The following is a 16,067-nucleotide window of genomic DNA, read 5'->3' on the forward strand; positions in this document are numbered from 1 at the left end:
TCGTTTAAGCACAAAGAAATGTTTTTTATATGAAAGCCCTTCAGTTACCGAAGGGCAGCGTTCTTTCATGAAAACTATCTTTCCTTCGATAAGCACGGTCAGAAGCCCATCGCTATTCATCCAGAGGACGAGGGCTAATATCAGTCGTTAAAGCCCTATAGAGCAGAAGTCGAGGCAATGGTTGTCCGTCTTCTGAACAATCTCTCTGCTCAAATGTTGTTGGCGTGATAAATATCTCCTCTTCTCTTCCTCCCTTAGGAAGACTTCGTAGGTACACAATGTCTATGGGTGTCGAGACCGTATCAATAGGGGCTAGGTGTATGAATGCTTTATTTCTCCAGAGACCTTTTTTATAATGACTAGGAAGTCCTTCTGGACAAGTAACCTTGGTTCTATCATCAAAGGCTTGATGAAGTCGTTGAAGAAGCCATTCATCACGGTTAGCAATATACCCACTTGACCACCACATATTGGTCACTACCATGAGATCAATGTCTGGCCGTATCCCTTGTTTGGTGATTTGCCCTCCAATAACATACACCGAAAAAAAAGCACAGCCTGTTTTATATGCACCAGTCTCTTGATCCTGCTGTTCAAATGCCCAATCATTCTCGTCAGGCTCTCCTCGGTAGCCTTCCTCTGACTCTCGTCGTAATTCCTCGTCAGACTCCGTATCGCGAAAATAGTCATTCGCTAAAGCGTCAACGGTGTGGATAAGCGTCTGAACATTCCCCTTGTCTTTAGGGGTTAGCCTTGCAAGAAACTGGTCTCTTTGCGCAATCTCCTCGAGGGTTAAGGTTTTGTCTACCTGTCTCATGGAGTCGTTTGACCGTAGTTAGCAGTTGGTGTGACATTTCCCTTTGCTGGTTCTTTGTACTTCAGGGTTATATCTGCCTTTTCTTTCAGGTCTTCAAGAAGCTCTGCCAATTTGAGCTGTTGTTCCTGCTGCGCGAGATAGGTCGTAATACCTTCCTCTACCTCTTCAAAAGGAATCGTGTCTGCTTCCCGCTGGATGATGTGGTATCCAAACTGCGTTTGTGTGACATCAGATATTTCGCCAACAGCAAGAGCAAAGGCAGCTTTCTCAAATTCAGGAACCATCTGTCCCTTTCCAAAAAATCCAAGGTCACCACCATTTCTGGCTGAACCATCAATGCTGTTTTTTTGTGCTAAGAGAGCAAAATCTTCTCCTTCTTCTAATCGTGTACGGAGTTTATTTGCCTCTTCTTCATCGGCAACGAGAATATGACGTGCCCGTATTTGGCCCTCCTGTGCACTAAAGAATGCGCTGTTATTATCATAGTACGCTTGGGCAGTGTCATCATTAACAATAATGGACTTGAAGATGGTTTCGTTAAGATACTTCGCAACCGTAATTTGGATGGCGATTTTCTCCTTGAAATCTTCTAAGGTTAAGTTCTGCTGGTGTAATAATTCAGTAAATGTTTCAGGTGAGGGGAATTGAAGGAGAAGGTTTCTGAGGAAATCATCAACTTCTTCTTTGTTTGCTGAAAAGCCCTTTGCCTTGGCTTCCTGGACAAGTAATCGTTGCCCAATTAACTGTTCTAAGAGCTCACTCTTGGTCATGGTTTGTTGGTAAAAGGGTGCAATCCTATTATATTCAAGCTCGAGTTCATCAATCGTTATCACTTCTCCATTTACCGTGGCAGCTTCCTCAGGCCCTTTTGCCCGTCCTGCCAGAAGAAAGATAACCAATGCTACAATAACGATAAGACCGATAATTGCTGAAACTATTTTGTATGATTGGCGTTTGTTTTCAGTGTTATTTCCTTCACTCGATTTTCCTTGTTTTTTGTCTTTCATTTTTCATCCCCTTCACCCCTTTCGGAAGAGGGGCATGCTCTTTTCAATATAAATTTAATGGTTTTGTCAGTGGGAGAGAACGATAGCTGTGGAATAACCTAAGATTGAGTTGAGGTGCGAGAACCATATGCTTCTGGATTTAGGGTTAGCCCATCTTTTGCGGCAATGACATCACCTTTTGTTCTCTTTTTGATGGTTCTTGCCTCGTGAAGCGGATCCTCATTCATCATCTTGATACCAAAATGAGTAATGATGGTTAACCGTGGTTTTACCTGCTCTAGGATGGCAATAGCATCTTCGGTACAGAGATGAAATTCTTTTCTGAGATCGTCTGGATTCTGGACATTGAGGATGAGGATATCAGCTCCCTTGTAATGATCAATAAGGCTTGTATCATAACCCGTATCAGCGCTATACACTAAGGTAAATAATGATGTCATAAACTTAAATCCTACGGTATGTGGATCCGTATGCTTTGCTGGCAGGGAAACAATCTCCACGTCATTGATAGCTATTTTTTTATGTGGCTCCATAATGATGAACCGTTCAAGACAGTTTTTATGGAAGGGGGTAATGTACGGAGGCGAGTTTTCCGTACCTTCAAAAAGAGTTTTATTACCGATCAGCACGCCTTTCCGGTCCAACCCGGCGTGAGTCATAGCCTCGATAACTGCATTGACGTCATTGCAATGGTTAATATGATTATGAGAAACAAGAACCGCTGTGGTATTTCTCGGATGAATGTCAAACTGTTTCATCCGAACTAAAGAACCAGGACCAGGGTCAATATGGAATTGATTATCATCTATTTCAAGAACAATGCCCCCAGAAGCACGTACCTGTCTTCCAACAACAATAGCATCTCCCCCTGTTCCGAGAAAGGTGAGCTTTGCCGTCATTATATCAAGAATATCTTCTTCGTTAATAAACGTTTCTTAATTAAGGTGGTCAAAACTTAGAAATCACGAGAATAATTTAGTCTAACTCTGTTTTTGATTGACTAATTCGCTCAAAACCTTTTTTTGTGCCACATCGTTATCAATACCATACAGCCTTAATTGTGCAGGATCCCAACCAGTGGGATACATAACACAGTTATTTCCATGACTAATTACCGTTCCATGCTCTCCATAAAACTCTCCACCTGATCCAAGTCCTCTTGCATAATCTTCCAAAACAGCTCTTCTTGATTCTTGCAATCGTCTATCAGTTCTGTAACCTTCGGTAAGATGCCCAACTCCCAGAGCAATGGTCAAACTTGCAGCAGTGGCAAGCGCTGTTGTTCTTCTCCAGAGGGCTCTAGTTTTTTGTTCATTTTGTTCAAGATTTCCTAAGCGATTTCTCAGTCCTTCTAACCCATCTTCATAATTGTCATACCATACATATTGAACATTTCCAAATGCCTTAGCAGCGCCATCAATAAACGTACAGTAATCATGACCCTTTTCTAAAAGCAAAATAAGATTTTTCCCTCTTGCTGTAGTCCAACCAAGTTCCCAATGTGTTGATCGTGCAGATGGTTTACCAAGGACTGCAACAACTAACCCAGCTTCTTTATTCCATCGATTATCAATAGGTGTACATTCAGAAGAAGGCCTCATATGTTCTCCATAATCTTCTGTCCGGTGAGCACTATAAACTTGATAATGATGACGTTCCAATTCTTGAATGACACTCTCAAAAAGTCTACGTTTTTCAGGATCAAATTCATGAGTACTTTTATCGATGTATCCTCGAATTGGTCCAATGACCATAGCTTTCTTTGCCATAGGTCTTAGTCTCTTATAAGTAGTATATAAAGTTTTTGTTTCAAAAAAATCCTTCCTTTATTCTCAGCTATACATTTGGATATTATGATCCAGTTGCAGAAACTTTTTTAAATGGAAAAGACTTTCCCCCTCAAAGGGTGGTAAAAAATGCGTGCAATGTATGTTTCGTATTTGCTCCATGTTCCTCTGTTTATATTTCTCTTAGTTCCTTTTATGCACGAAGTCATGGCTGCATCATGTACACAGCCGTATGATAGCGGAGACTGGATCATCCGTGGCAATCTTTCCTGTGAAAATGTCCAGTATGTTATCCAGGGAAACATTACCTTTCTTGATGATGCTGTTGTGACCTGGCGTAATGTAACGCTCTTTATCAATGCAACGAGCAATGGGTCACATGTCATCAGAAGTTTGCCAAATGCACAAATTTCATGGCTTGATCTTGATGGTGATTTACGAACCACAAATGATAAGACCAAATTAGTAAGCCTTAATCCTCAGAATCATTACTATATTGAACTCTTTAATCCTCGAAGTGTTCAGTTGAGAAATGTCGAAATTGCCCATGTTGGCGATCGTGATTTGTTTGACAATACCAGCGAGGGAAGAGGCTTAAGTATTACCATAGAGAATGGTCAAGGAAAAACGATTGACATACAGGGGGCAGACATTCATGACAGTTCCGTTGGTGTTTATATCAATGGAAATCCAAGTTCACCAGTGCAGGTGTATGCTACAGATAATACGCTTCGTAATATCACGTATATTGGCTTTTCCCTAAACGGGGTTACAAACTCGACTTTTGAAAGAAATAGCTTTGATGGTGTTGCTTTTCATCGTGGCATAATGTGTTCGTTGTGTATGTACAGTTTGTTTTTGAATAACCATTTTAGGAATGCCCCTGAAGGTGGTGGTATGCTCTTAACCCAACCTTTTCCCAACCAGATTATTGGTAACACGTTTGGCGAGGGACTTTTACACTCTATTACCTTAAGTGGAACAAATGGGGTTGTTGTTGAAAATAATATCTTTCGTGATCAGCAGCTTAATGATCTTCGAAGTGACGTTATTGCATTAATTGATGCAAATAACTCACATATACAATATAATACCTTTACTAACAATACCAGAGGTATACAATATTATGGTGGTAGTGCACCTGAAACAAACAGTATTAGTAGCAATACCTTTCAGAACAATACCTGGAATGTTCTCTTGGCATTTTCAGTTCGTGATCAACGACTTCCTTACAATTATTGGGGTACAACCAATTGTACGTTAATTGATGACCATCTCTGTGATGACGCTAAAGAGGGTTGTAGTGCAGGCCATATTTATACTGACCCTATTCTGAATGCGCCTTATCCTTATGGAAATGCTGTTCTCTGTGATAATGGTGATCCTCCTACCACACCGAGAAATGATCTGCCTCTCTACCCATGGAGCAATGATACCCTTATTCTTGTGGATCCTTTGAATGATACCTCTCTAGGATTCTATAATATCCATATGGTTTATCTTGCTACTGATGAAGAGAATATCTATGTGAGAGTTTCATTACAGAATCTGTCTGATGGAGCAGGGATTAGAGCATGCTCCGGAAGTCAAGGAGAAGAATACGCGCTCACGGTTGTCTTAGACACCTCTCCTTTTTGTGGATGGTTTAGTGTTGACCAGTATGTCCAAAGCGATGGCTGGGGCAATACTTCTTTATCCAAGATGGATATAAGCCAGCGATATAATTATTCTATGCTCAACCCATTTATGCCGCAAACTGCCCTTACCAACTTGCCTATTGCCATTAATTGCAACAATCAAAGTATGGATTTTATGGTACCCAAAACATCCTTACGGGATTATCAAGGAACACTTCGTGTCGGTATTTTTACCTTCCTTATAACCAGAGATTTGGATGGCAGGAAAGGTATGTACCTGCAAGACGACACGCTTAACAAAGGGCTGTTACGGTATACTGAACCGTGATCTTTTCATTTTCTTTTTTCTTATCTATCTTTCATAAGATTGCCTTTTAGGTAGTATAACCCAAAATTTTTTAAAGGTGGTTCTCTTTCTAAAGAGTTTATGGAATGGAAAAGAGGCTGGTGTTTGTTCTTTGTTCTCCTGGGACTAGGCATACTTCTTTCTCTTATTTCAAGCCTTCCTGTTCGCGCAGATAATGTCAACTTTAATGGGACTTCTCTGGTCATCGCTAATGATGGTGGTATGTTTACCTGTGAAAATATGTCTACTTTCCTCAATAATAATACTCTTATTCAATGGGTCAATGCTTCGAGGATATGTTATCTGAACCAGTCACTTACGGTTGATGGTAAGCTGAACATCACCAATGAAACCTGGTATTTTACCAAGCGAAAGCCCTCTACGTCAAGCGTAAATCAAAGTGTTTTTATTAATGGAAATCTGACTTTAAGAAATGCGACCTTACAGGTAAATGGTTCAGTACAAGAGTATGGCTATATGTTTACCTTTACAAGCACAAGTACCGCAACGATTGATACCGTGCGGTTTAGACATTTTGGATCTCCGCTTGTTGAACAAGAATACGGGATTGACGTTCAAAATGCAAACATCTCCTTTACGAATGTGGACTTTAAAGACGGATATAATGCTGTTCATTATTCAGGACTGACTCCTTCAAATATAGTGATCTCCTCATCAAACTTTACCAATCTTACCGGAAAGGGGCTTTGGTTTGTTGCTGGCACGAATGTTAACATAACCGGAAACTTCTTTGCCAATAATCTTTACAATGCAAGCATCTACATCATGCCATCAGTAGCATTTTCTAATCTACGAATTTGGAATAACACCTTTGTTAATTTGACCAACCAATCCTCTAACAAAGCATCGGGAATTTATCTTACACCACTAGCGACAACCAATAACATAACCATAGCCAATAACACCTTTAATAATACCCGTGTAGGCGTCTGGTTTTACACTGATGTACAGACCGGTGATAACTATGTCATTGAGAACAACACATTTCAGGGTGGGTGTAGCGGTGGTAGTGGTGTTGATGTAGGCTCCTGTATTATCCTTCGATTTCCCTTAAGTAATGGTCGAGGATATCGTATGGTGAATAACACCTTTATCCAAGGGGATAGAGCTTTCTTTATCTATGGCATTATGAATGCTACCATAGCCTACAATACCATGACGGGAATGACTGGAAATGGTATTATCTCCAGCTTTGGTGATGGTACAAGTACCGTGCTTTATACAAACATATCCTACAATAATATTAGCAATCTTGTTGCTCCGCTTTCTGGAGGACCGGGAGTAGCATTTTATTTTTATTCTCCTTTTCACAATAACACGGTTCAGTACAATACCTTTCAGAACGTGAGTGCTGCTCTGCAACTGCTTAATGATACCGGTGGAGGAAATCTCATCAGCAGGAATTCCTTTTATGATGCTTCAGCAACTGAAACAACATGGATTCAATGGAATGCCTCGCCTACTGATAATTTTTTTAATGATTCTTTGTACGGAAACTGGTACGAAAGTGGGATATCACGGGGAGCTGCCGGAACAGCAACAGGGCTTTTGAGTATGACCTGGAATTCAAGTATCCCAACCGTAGCTAGAAACTGGCGAGATCAGAAACCAGTTGCCTGTCCCAATGGTTGGAACTCGAATGTGGCTTGTTTATCTTTACGCAGCCCAGCAAATAACAGTGGTTCTTCAAGCACGGTTTTTGTTGCACAAACATTTGGTAACACTAATGTTACTAACTGTACTCTTTACACGAATAACAGCGGTTCTTGGACCGCAAGTGCTTCAAACAGTTCAGTAACTACAGGTCTAAATGTCAGTATGAACTTTACGGTTACCCAGCTCCCTGTTATTTGGAATATTGTTTGTACGCAAAGTGATGGTGTAAATATTACCTCTTCTGATAATTACACGCTTCGAAACAATGTTCCCTTGTTTGTTTCAAACTACCGTCAGAATCTTACGAGTAATGACGCATCAGTTATGGATACCATGATCATGAGCGGCCAGAATGAGAACAACACCGCAGGACTATCCCAATGGAATTTCATTGGCCGTTCGCTAGGTGGGCCTTTTAGTCTACAAAAGATGCGCACACTCATCAAATGGTCCCCTCTTAATCTTTCGGGAATTACCTCTTCGAATGTTACGTTGTATCTCCGTCAAACAGCAGCGACAAACATCGGTGGAAATGTCTTAAACAGGGAAGTCGTTGTTAAGGCTTTCCTTGCCAATGCTTCATGGGCTGAGGGAACTGGATCTCCTGGTCAGTCTGGCATCCCAAGGAATAATGCCACATTGAATGGTACAACCTGGAACCATCGATGGTTTGAGCTCAACTGGACAGAAACTGGTGGAGATTTTGATTCTTCTCTTTCGGTTAATAGAACACTCTTAAGTAATGCAACAGGTTACACGAGTTTTAATATTACCTCCTTTATACTCTTATGGCATAATGGAACCTATGAAAATAACGGTCTTTTGCTTAAATCTACCAATGAGAGTTCGAGCAGTGATTATATCTCCGTATCTTCGAGTGAGTCATCTACGTTTCCCTATGTTGAGTACACCCTGCGCATTGCTGATGTACTTCTCAATACAAGCGCTAATACGACCATTAATGTGAGTGGTGTTTTTACTGATCCTGATAACCAGACATTATCGTATAGTTGTAATGCGACATTGGCAAGTTGCAGTTTCAATGATAGCATTCTTACCGTAGCCGCAGGAACAACAACGGGTGTAGAATCTATTGTCATTACAGCCAATGATAGTCTCCTGAATGCAACATCGAATACCTTCACGCTTAACGTAACTTCTCCTTCATCTCTATCTAATGATTCCTCACCCCCATCTGGAGGAGGTAATTCTTATGGAGGATCAGTTGGATCCGACACACGTTCTCTGCGTGACTCTATTGTTTGGTCGCTTGATAATATCTCTCCTGGCGTGCCTTATGGAATAACTTTTTTCAGCTTTCATTCATTGACCAAGCTAACTATTGTTCCTGCAGTTCGTATCCATGATGCATCGCTTGACATTCGAGAGTTAACACGTTTACCAGACTCTTTCCTTCCATCCGCTACCTTTACTGGAACCACCTATCAATCTTTTCAGGTAGCACTCCAAAATGTTAAGAATGAAGATGTTGCAGAAGCCTATCTCCAATTTAAGGTGCCAAAAGCATGGATTGATGAGCATGGTTCTATGGAAAATGTTTCCGTGTACCGTTTTGTTGAAGAAAATGCAACCTGGACTGAACTGTATCCAGCAGTTGTTGCTCTTACCGATGATAACATTTTGTTTTCGGTGAGCCTTCCTCACTTCAGTTATTTTGTTATTGCAATGCATACGGTTCAGGATACACCTGTTTCTCTTAACGAGTCTGAACAACAAGTGCCTCTTTCTGAGGAATCTTTCGAACAGCAAGCAGAACGGCCTTCTTTATCTGAAGAAAGAGAAGATCATCAAGAAGGACCTTTACGTCAAAACAACGAGTTTCAATCACCCCAGAACACCTCTTCTTCTCCCACAAAAAGAGGAGTAATGTTTTTTGCACTATTCACGCTACTCGCTATTGTTATTGCAGGAGGGATTTATTTCTATACCCGTCGTCCTAAAGAACGACTACCTGAGGAACAGATGCCTATCCAAACGCCCTAGAGATTCTATGTTTTCCTTATCCTTATCAGTGATCTTTTTCTTACGTGCCCAAAGATTTATTAATCTGAGGGTTCTTGTTCACCAGTAGTTTAGTTTACGAGGAGTAAAAAAGAGGTACCATGGCATTTTGGTCGATACTTGTTTCAGGGCTTACCTACTTTTGGGGGCTCTTTGTGGTTTGGTTAAGTATTTTCTTTGCTCCATTTAAGAATTTCGAAATGCTCTGGATCATTGTTCCTATCTGGATCAATTGGTTTTTTGCCGAGTGGTTTCAAGAGAAAAAAAGCACCTCTTTTGGAAATGCTATCTCGAATGGAGCCGTAGTTCTTTGGGTGGGTATTGACTGGATCCGCCGTCTTGTTAATTTGATTGCTGCAGGTCAACTTACCCTTTCAGTAACGCTCTTCCTTAAATTCTTTATCGCTTTTCTTGCTCTGGGGTATGGACTCTTGATTATTATTGAAGGGATTAAAACACGACAATTTATCCACTATGTCGGAAGGGTACGAGATACAACCTATGTACTTCTTATGCTGAGTCCTTTTTTTTACGATGTTGTGGATCTTACCTGGAAGACTACCTTTGTTATGATTTTGTTCTTTCCCGCATGGTATTTCATCATAGAAGCCATTGCACGCTATGCCCCAAATCCTAAAACCTATGATGATGAAGGTAGTTTACAACAGAAATCAATGCCTCAAGATCTTGGAAATTTAAAATTCTAAATATTTAAGAAAATATTAGAACCATTCCCATTCTTTAAAGATCCACAGCATGAGAATGGTAATCATTGCCATAGTAAAGAGAATTATCCAAAATGCATACGGAGAATCTTCAAGAGGAAGTCTAACATTCATGCCATAAATTCCCGAAATTAAGGTTGGTACCATCACCACAAGAGCAAGTGCCGTTAGTTTCTTGATGAATTCGTTCAATCGTGTGGTTATTCGAATATTTTGAAGATTGAAGAGGTTGGTAATGACTTCACGCTGGATCTTTTCTCTATCTAGAATTTGAAGTGCGTCATAATATAATTCCTCAAAGGCACGTTTATTTGTGGTTGTGAAATGCTTGTAATATGCCTTACGCAAGGCATTCAGCACTTCAATGTTTGCAATAAGTGCTTGATTAAAAAAAGAAGAAGTAACACTCAGACTATACAACCGTTCAAAAGCGATTTCTCCAATTTGCTCTTCTTTCTTTTTAACGGTCTCGACACTGTCAGTTACCCGATCAATATGGGAAAGAAAGTCATCGTTTATCTTATCAAACACATAGTAGAAGAAGAATCCCGGTGTTTTACGAAACAAAAATCTCGCTCGTTTTTTCAGGATCATCTCCTCGAGATCTTCAAGGATCGGGAGAGGTGTTTTTTCAATGGTAATGATCTGGTTGTTAATCTGGAAAAAAGATACCGGAATGGTAATAACCTCGGTTTTCATGCGGTAGGGTGCACGATAAATAATCTCGACATACTTGGTTATATTTAACTTCGGACGTTGATCCTCTTCAATAGATTCTCTAAACTCCTCAATGGGAATTTCAGAAAGGTCGCTTAATATCTTGAGATCTTCTTCGACAGGATTCACACACCGTACCCAGGTTAACATCCGTGGATTTACTTCTTCAAGCGGAATACTGACAACGTCTTCTTTGATTAAGGTATATGCCCGCATGTCGCTAGAGTACTCTCGGCGTATAAAAAGGTTTCTAAAATCCTTTTTCTATCAGTTGAGAACTAGTAGTCGGGATTTACAGATTTTTCACGACCGTATTGTTGTAGAAATGCTTCAGTTGTTGTAAACCCGCTCAGCAGAGGAATTTCACCGACAAATTTCATCCGTTCAAGAACTTTATCTCTTTCTCTGGATACTAATCGTCGCGGTTCTTTGAGCGATGCATCTTCGATCATCGTTATGTGATGCTGTCCTATCCATAATTCCTCGGCCGTGGTTTTCAGACAGGGAAGATAGCTCCCTGCTAAGAAAACGGTTCTACACACACCAATTTCACGGTATGCCTGTCCTTTAGAGAGGCTTCCTCCTCCGTTAAATGGTGTTAAGACGACAGATTCAATGTCTCCCTTAACCAATCGTTGTCGTGAATCATGGACATACAGTTCAGGGAAATCAAAAATAACAGTTTGAATTTTTTGTGGATCTCTTTCAGTGAGTAATCGCTCCAGATTTCTGAAATAGGTTCTCTCATCCTCTCCATGGGGAGATTCACGTGAACCATCAATAAGTATATGTCCAGCATAGGCGTGATTAATTACAAGTACTGCATCAGCAGTTATGCTCCTTTTGTGGCGATCAATATCCTGTTGTGCTTCACCAGGCAATGCACTTGTGGAAAGATTATCCCATCCATGCTTATTCACATGCATAGTATAAGCACTATGGCTCAAAATTCTCTGGAGTACCGCTTTCCATTTCTCTTGAAAATCGGTTTCGTTGGTTGTCATAGCAAGAAAAGAAATATTTTCCAATTAACTTGTTTTAAATTAAAATTATCAGTGGAAATATAGCAAAAGACACAATAATTCTATTTCTTTTTTTCAGGTAATGCTAGTTTAAGGTTGAGCTCCTCGAGCTGGTCTTTTGCAACCTCAGATGGAGCTTCGTCAAGCAAAGAAATACAATGCTTGTTCTTTGGAAATGCAATAACCTCACGAATAGATTCATTGTTGGTCATTAAAGCGACTAATCGATCAAGACCAAAGGCAATGCCTCCATGAGGGGGGGCTCCATAACGAAATGCTTCGAGAAGGAATCCGAATTTTGCTTCTGCTTCCTTCTTACTAATGCCCAGCAAGGTGAACACTTTTTCTTGAACATCCCGTTGATGAATACGAATGCTTCCTCCTCCTACTTCGACGCCATTGAGGACTAAATCATAAGCTTTTGCTCGAATCTTCGCGAGTTCTTCATGCTTGTTTGATCCAAGATAGACCATATCCTCATCCTTAGGACTAGTAAACGGATGATGGACAGCAACATGTCGTTGTTGGTCCTCGTCATATTCAAGCAGAGGAAAATCAGTAATCCAGCAGAAATTCCATTCTTTGTCATTGATAAGCTGTAATCGTTTCCCTAGTTCTAAACGTAGATGGCCTAAGGCAACATTAGTCGTATGATGCTTGTGGTCTGCCACAAATAACAGCAGATCTCCTTCTTTTGCTTTTGTTTCCTTTGCCACTGCCTTAAGTACATCTTCGGGAAAGAATTTGACAATGGAACTTTCGAGCCTTCCTTCTTTTGTCATCTTCATCCAGGCCAGTCCACCAGAACCATGGATTTTGACGGTCTCGGTGAGTTCCTCAATATCTTTGCGTGAGAATGTTGCACAGCCAGGAGCGTTAATACATTTTACCGAGCCATTGGCCTTAAGCACATTCAGGAATACTGAAAAGTTACTCTTCTCCATAATCTGAGAGACATCATGTAAGGGCAACGCAAATCGAAGATCGGGTTTATCACTTCCGTAGATATTCATTGCCTCTTGATAGGTCATGCGTCTGAAAGGAATTTTCAGTTCAACATCAAGGACTTTTTTGAAAAGTTCTTTCACTAAGCCTTCATTCAACATAAAAATATCTTCTTCTTCAACAAAACTCATCTCAATATCAATCTGGGTAAATTCTGGCTGTCTATCCGCTCGTAGGTCTTCATCTCTAAAACAACGGGCAATCTGGAAATATCTGTCTAACCCACTGACCATGAAGAGTTGCTTGAAGAGTTGTGGCGATTGGGGCAAGGCAAAGAACTTTCCTGGATGTACTCGTGAGGGAACGAGGTAATCACGTGCTCCTTCAGGAGTAGAGCGTGCCAGCATTGGTGTTTCTATCTCAAGAAATTGATGCGCATCAAGGTACTGTCTCGTCACTTGGTAGACCTTGTGGCGAAGGACTAAGTTTTTCTGCATCAAAGGCCTTCGTAAATCAATGTAACGGTATTTTAACCTGATTTCTTCATTACTGTTTGCTCGATCGTCAACCTCAAGTGGCGGGGTGTCTGCTTTGCTGAGTAAACTAACCTCATCAACAAGTACCTCAATCTGTCCTGTTGCTAACTTTAGATTCTCCAACCGCTCGCCCCTTGGTCGTACAGTCCCTTTAATCTGGAGAACATCCTCTCGACTTACCTTTTCTGCAATTTGGTGAACAGCTTTTTGATGCTTGGGATCAAAAACAACCTGCGTAAGTCCATACCTATCTCGCAGATCAATAAAGATTATTCCTCCATGGTCTCGCCTACTCTGATTCCAGCCACAGAGCATAACCTTCTTTTTGTTATCATTAAGGCGTAATTCTCCACAGGTATGGGTTCTCATGGGCATTGTTATCACCTATTTATCAGGAATAGTTATAAAGAGTGGGAAGGTACCCACTACAGAGGAACTATAACCTCTCCAGTATTTTCTCTTCTCTATTTAAAGATTGTGCAAAATTTATGGAACTGAAGGAATAAAATGAGAACTCTGAAACTTGAAGACAATGTTTCAAGGAGAGAATAATTTATATATTCGATGTTTATCTTATAAAGAATATGTCTCCAAAAAACATTCGAGTCACTAATGAGGAGTTTTATATTGCAACTGAGTGGAGTATTATTACCGCGATTAGGGGAGTAGAGAAGTCTCTGAAAGACGTTGCATTACAGGCAGCAACTGATGTTGGTGTTGAAGTTGATCGTAGCAGGGTTGTAGAAGGGTATTATGGTATACCTCTTGAATTGCATGAAGAAGGTTTGGATAGTTTAAGGGAGTTCTTCTTTACAGTTAAAGCACTCCAAAAAGGTGTCCCTAACGGAACAGTACGATCCGAAGCATTACAAAGATTGGATAAACTCTATCATAGTCCTGCGTTCGGAACTGGTCCAGAACGACCAACTGTTTACCATCCTGAACCTCCAATGGGTTGGGAGTTTAGGGAACATGAACCTCGTTTCCTCTCAGGTGTTGTTGATGGAATTTATCTTGCAATGAGGGAGAACGGTTGGAATTCTCGAGATCATAATACCCAAGCCATAGTAAGAGAGGCTGTAGAATTGCAACGCACAGGGAAACTTGGAGTCAATCTTGTAGCACTGGCAACACTGGTTGATGATAAGGAACATCAGTATGATGGACAGATTGATCCCGTCTGTCTGACGTACTCGTTATTCACCACGGTTCTTTCAAGAGCAGAGGCGAGAGGTGGTGGCGCACCAGTCAAGTTTACGTATCAGTGGAATGTTGATTCGGAAGTAGAGGAACTTGGTGCTGCGGTTGTGAATGCTTATAATCAAGCGTTTGCACAGGCTCTTCCGAAAGAAAGAATCCAAGCAACACCATTCCATAAAGCTGATGCAGAAAGATGCAGTTATGCTGCAAATGCTAGCGATTTGCGGTTAGGAAGGGAACGGATTGTAAGGGTTGATAGTCATGATATTGAAGGAATCTTGCATTGGGCAGTGCGGTGGAATGGAAAGAGATACGTAACACTTACCTTTACATCTCCGGAGATTGTTGATCCTGTTGCCTATAAAAAAGATCCTCGGATAATTGATGCGTATAGTCCGAAACCAACAATTGGTTGAGGTGAAGCATACGATTTTTGCCACAACTAATGTATGGATGTTCTCTTGTATTGTTGTCAGAGAAGCAACATGAAACAAGCCTTATCTTCATTGGAATTGTATTATCTCTGTCAAGAGTTTCAAGAGTTAGTTAGTGGAAAAGTCGACAAGATCTATCAGCCGAGTAAGGAAGAGTTTCTCTTTTCTTTCCATGTGCCGAATAAAGGAAAGAAAATGCTCAAAGTATTTTTACCTGGATTCTGTTATCTGACAGATTACAAAGGTCAACAGCCAGATAAGCCTTCCGGATTTTGTCTTTTCCTTCGTCGTCATTTAACCAATGCACGGCTTCAAGAAGTAACGCAGCTTGCTTTTGAAAGAATCCTTTTTTTTACCTTTACGACAAAGGATGATGTGATAACCTTAATTATAGAACTTATTCCACCCGGCAATGTTATCCTTTGTAATAAAGAACATAAGATAATATCTGCTGCAACAACACAAACAAGAAAAGACCGTACGGTTCGTGGTGGTGTGTTGTACGAGGCACTTCATCAGCCGTATAATTTTTTAATCTTAACAAAGGAAGATTTACAACAGGTAGTTGAAAAAAGCACCAAAGATAGCCTGGTGAAAACCCTAGCACTTGATCTTGGTTTAGGTGGGATTTATGCAGAGGAGCTCTGTCTTCGTGCACTAGTGGACAAGCAAAAAAAGATCTTTACCGTACAAGAGATGCATCAACTCTTTACTGCAATGACAACCCTGCGAACCATGCAGATCAATGCACAAATTGTCACTGATGAGCATAACGCTGTTCATGACATTACTCCTTTTATTCTCTTGCGCTATGCACAAGAAAAAGCATTTGTTCTCAAGCCAATGCAAAGCTATAATGCCGCATTGGATGAATGTTTAACAGAGAGAAAAATGGTTGAGGTGAAAAAAAAGACTCTCTCTCATTATGATACCTCCATTGGAAAATTACAGCTGATTCTTCAGGAACAGGAAGAAAAAGTCAAAGAATATGAGAAGAGCGAAGCCTTGTATAAAAGTTACGGAGAACTCTTATATCAACATTATTCTCTGGTGCAGAGTCTCTTGCAAGAGTTAAACAAGGCCAGAAAGGAACATTCCTGGGAAGAGATTAAAGAAAAGGCAAAAGGCCATCCGCACATTAAACAGATCCTTGAAAAAGAAGGAAAGATTGTTCTTGCATTGGAGTAAATGGTAA

At 40.6% G+C, this 16,067-nt stretch carries 12 protein-coding genes; 5 read left to right on the forward strand and 7 right to left on the reverse strand.

Going from position 1 to position 16,067, the window contains the following annotated elements; genetic code table 11:
* Positions 1-112: 112 nt before the first annotated feature.
* From HYW21_04660 to HYW21_04675, 4 genes are all read right to left on the reverse strand, one after another.
* Positions 113-817: a hypothetical protein gene (locus tag HYW21_04660; protein MBI2548614.1), complete on the reverse strand. Its 705-nt coding sequence runs from the start codon at positions 815-817 to the stop codon at positions 113-115.
* Positions 814-1,824 carry a peptidylprolyl isomerase gene (locus HYW21_04665; protein MBI2548615.1) on the reverse strand — a complete coding sequence of 337 codons (1,011 nt, stop codon included), beginning with the start codon at positions 1,822-1,824 and terminating at the stop codon, positions 814-816. Before HYW21_04665 ends, HYW21_04660 begins: the two co-directional genes overlap by 4 nt.
* Before the next feature lie 98 nt (positions 1,825-1,922).
* The gene (locus HYW21_04670; protein ID MBI2548616.1) at positions 1,923-2,723 is read right to left on the reverse strand and encodes an MBL fold metallo-hydrolase; all 801 of its coding nucleotides are present in this window, start codon (positions 2,721-2,723) and stop codon (positions 1,923-1,925) included.
* 81 nt (positions 2,724-2,804) lie between these two features.
* Entirely contained in the window at positions 2,805-3,593 is a 789-nt protein-coding gene (locus HYW21_04675; protein ID MBI2548617.1) for a hypothetical protein, read from the reverse strand.
* 147 nt (positions 3,594-3,740) lie between these two features.
* Between HYW21_04675 and HYW21_04680 the strand changes: the two genes are divergently transcribed.
* From HYW21_04680 to HYW21_04690, 3 genes are all read left to right on the forward strand, one after another.
* Positions 3,741-5,576, forward strand: a complete 1,836-nt coding sequence (locus HYW21_04680; protein ID MBI2548618.1) for a right-handed parallel beta-helix repeat-containing protein — start codon at positions 3,741-3,743, stop codon at positions 5,574-5,576.
* 99 nt (positions 5,577-5,675) lie between these two features.
* Positions 5,676-9,275 carry a right-handed parallel beta-helix repeat-containing protein gene (locus tag HYW21_04685; protein MBI2548619.1) on the forward strand — a complete coding sequence of 1,200 codons (3,600 nt, stop codon included), beginning with the start codon at positions 5,676-5,678 and terminating at the stop codon, positions 9,273-9,275.
* A gap of 119 nt (positions 9,276-9,394) precedes the next feature.
* Positions 9,395-10,000, forward strand: a complete 606-nt coding sequence (locus tag HYW21_04690; GenBank protein MBI2548620.1) for a hypothetical protein — start codon at positions 9,395-9,397, stop codon at positions 9,998-10,000.
* Positions 10,001-10,015: 15 nt separating this feature from the next.
* Here HYW21_04690 and HYW21_04695 read toward each other — a convergent pair whose 3' ends face one another.
* The 3 genes from HYW21_04695 to aspS form a co-directional block, all read right to left on the reverse strand.
* A complete protein-coding gene (locus HYW21_04695) occupies positions 10,016-10,951 on the reverse strand; it encodes a magnesium transporter CorA family protein (protein ID MBI2548621.1) in 936 nt (311 codons plus the stop codon).
* Positions 10,952-11,013: 62 nt separating this feature from the next.
* Complete coding sequence (locus HYW21_04700; protein MBI2548622.1) at positions 11,014-11,739, reverse strand: hypothetical protein; 726 nt, start codon at positions 11,737-11,739, stop codon at positions 11,014-11,016.
* A gap of 80 nt (positions 11,740-11,819) precedes the next feature.
* Positions 11,820-13,613, reverse strand: a complete 1,794-nt coding sequence (gene aspS / locus HYW21_04705) for an aspartate--tRNA ligase (GenBank protein ID MBI2548623.1) — start codon at positions 13,611-13,613, stop codon at positions 11,820-11,822.
* A 209-nt stretch (positions 13,614-13,822) separates the two neighbouring features.
* Between aspS and HYW21_04710 the strand changes: the two genes are divergently transcribed.
* Positions 13,823-14,854: a hypothetical protein gene (locus tag HYW21_04710; GenBank protein MBI2548624.1), complete on the forward strand. Its 1,032-nt coding sequence runs from the start codon at positions 13,823-13,825 to the stop codon at positions 14,852-14,854.
* Positions 14,855-14,923: 69 nt separating this feature from the next.
* The gene (locus tag HYW21_04715; protein ID MBI2548625.1) at positions 14,924-16,060 is read left to right on the forward strand and encodes an NFACT family protein; all 1,137 of its coding nucleotides are present in this window, start codon (positions 14,924-14,926) and stop codon (positions 16,058-16,060) included.
* Positions 16,061-16,067 lie beyond the last annotated feature (7 nt).

This window comes from Candidatus Woesearchaeota archaeon (assembly GCA_016187565.1).
In the GTDB taxonomy this organism is placed as follows: Archaea; Nanobdellota; Nanobdellia; order Woesearchaeales; family JACPJR01; genus JACPJR01.